Here is a 1,682-nt window from a genome sequence, read left to right on the forward strand (position 1 = left end):
GGATACAGCAAAATAACTAGGACTCCACAAGGCTTCTTTGTGGGGTTTCTTGTATCCGGCTTGTCCATACCTGCGACTAGAAACACCTTTCAAAGCATTAACAATTTGAGAGATAGACAACTTGGGGGGATATTCAATAAGTGCGTGAACATGGTTATCCTCGCCATTAAATTCAATTACTTGAAAATCCATCTTTTTGGCTACTTCCCTAAAAGTTTTTTCAATTAGCTCAATACTTTCTTTTGTGAATACAGACCTGCGGTACTTAGTAACGCAGACCAAGTGAATTTTTAAATCTGTAACAGAGTGTCTTTCTCTACGAAACTGGCTTGTCACTTCTTGCAGACCCTTCGGGTGAGCAGTCGCTACAAGTCGGGGAACCCGCCCAACGCGCTGCTCACCAATGTATAATACTTTTACAGACCAATTATACATTATTCATGAAAGCTAGGTATCAATTCCGCTTCTACCCAACAGACCAACAGCAACAGCTTTTAGCCCAGTTGTTTGGTTGTGTGCGTGTAGTTTGGAATGATGCGCTGGCTATTTGTAAGCAGTCTCTTGAGCTTCCTAGTAATAACGACTTGCAAAAGTTAGTGATTACGCAAGCTAAAAAGACATTGGATCGTTCATGGTTGTCTGATGTTTCTAATATCCCATTACAACAATCTGTTGCTGATTTGGGAGTTGCTTATAAAAACTTTTTCGATTCCCTTAAGGGTAAGCGCAAGGGTACGGCAGTCGCTACAACTCTGGGAACCAGAGCAACGCGCTGCCTCAAAAAAGTAGGTACGCCCAGGTTCAAAAAGAAGACAGGAAGACAATCAGCGCGATTTAGGATTGGTGGATTTTCAATTAAAGGAGAAGATGTATATCTAGCCAAAATTGGTAATGTTAAACCTATTTGGTCAAGGCAATTACCATCATCGCCGTCAAGTGTAACGGTCATTAAAGATTGCGCTAACCGCTATTTTCTTAGCTTCGTTGTAGAGCTTGAACCTATTCAATCCAGTGCCAAAAATCAAAGTATTGGTATTGATTTGGGAATCAAAACTTTTGCGGTCATGAGTAACGGGGAAAAAGCAATCAGTCCCGATTACTCCAAGAAAGACCGCAAAATCCGTAAACTACAACGCAAGCTAGCAAGGCAGGAGAAAGGCTCTAAACGCCGTGAAATTACCCGATTGAGGATTGCCAAGCAACACAACCAAATTGCAGACACTCGTAAAGACTTCCTGCACAAATTATCAACCAAAGTAGTTAGCGAGAATCAAACTATTGTTTTGGAAGATTTGAATGTATCGGGGATGGTCAAGAACCGCAAGTTAGCCAGAGCGATTAGTTTGCAAGGTTGGCGGGAATTTCGGGTATTTTGTGAGGCTAAATCTGAAAAGCTTAATCGGGACTTTAGAGTAATTAGTAGATGGGAACCCACTAGCCAAACTTGTTCTTGTTGTGGGTATAGGTGGGGCAAGATTGATTTATCTGTGCGCTCAGTGTTGTGCTTAAACTGCAATACTGAACACGACAGAGATGAGAACGCATCCCAAAATATAAAAATGGTCGGCATGGGGCATCGGCACGACCTTAAACGGGCGCAGAGGACAGGTAAGACTGGTTCGCCAGCACAGTCCGGTGAAGCGTCAAGAATCACCGCACCTTTAGGTCGGTGAGTATGTCAA

General features: G+C 42.7%; 2 protein-coding genes. One reads left to right on the forward strand and one right to left on the reverse strand.

Annotation, left to right across the window (positions count from 1 at the left end; genetic code table 11):
* Window positions 1–435 (reverse strand): IS200/IS605 family transposase (tnpA, locus tag H6G69_RS33450; RefSeq protein ID WP_242072278.1); only part of this gene is annotated, 435 nt, incomplete at its 3' end.
* 5 nt (window positions 436–440) lie between these two features.
* Between tnpA and H6G69_RS33455 the strand changes: the two genes are divergently transcribed.
* On the forward strand, window positions 441–1,673 hold the full coding sequence (locus tag H6G69_RS33455) for an RNA-guided endonuclease TnpB family protein (RefSeq protein WP_190694013.1): 1,233 nt from the start codon (window positions 441–443) through the stop codon (window positions 1,671–1,673).
* Window positions 1,674–1,682: the final 9 nt, after the last annotated feature.

The sequence above is a fragment of the Nostoc sp. FACHB-110 genome (genome assembly GCF_014697425.1).
GTDB lineage: Bacteria > Cyanobacteriota > Cyanobacteriia > Cyanobacteriales > Nostocaceae > Nostoc_B.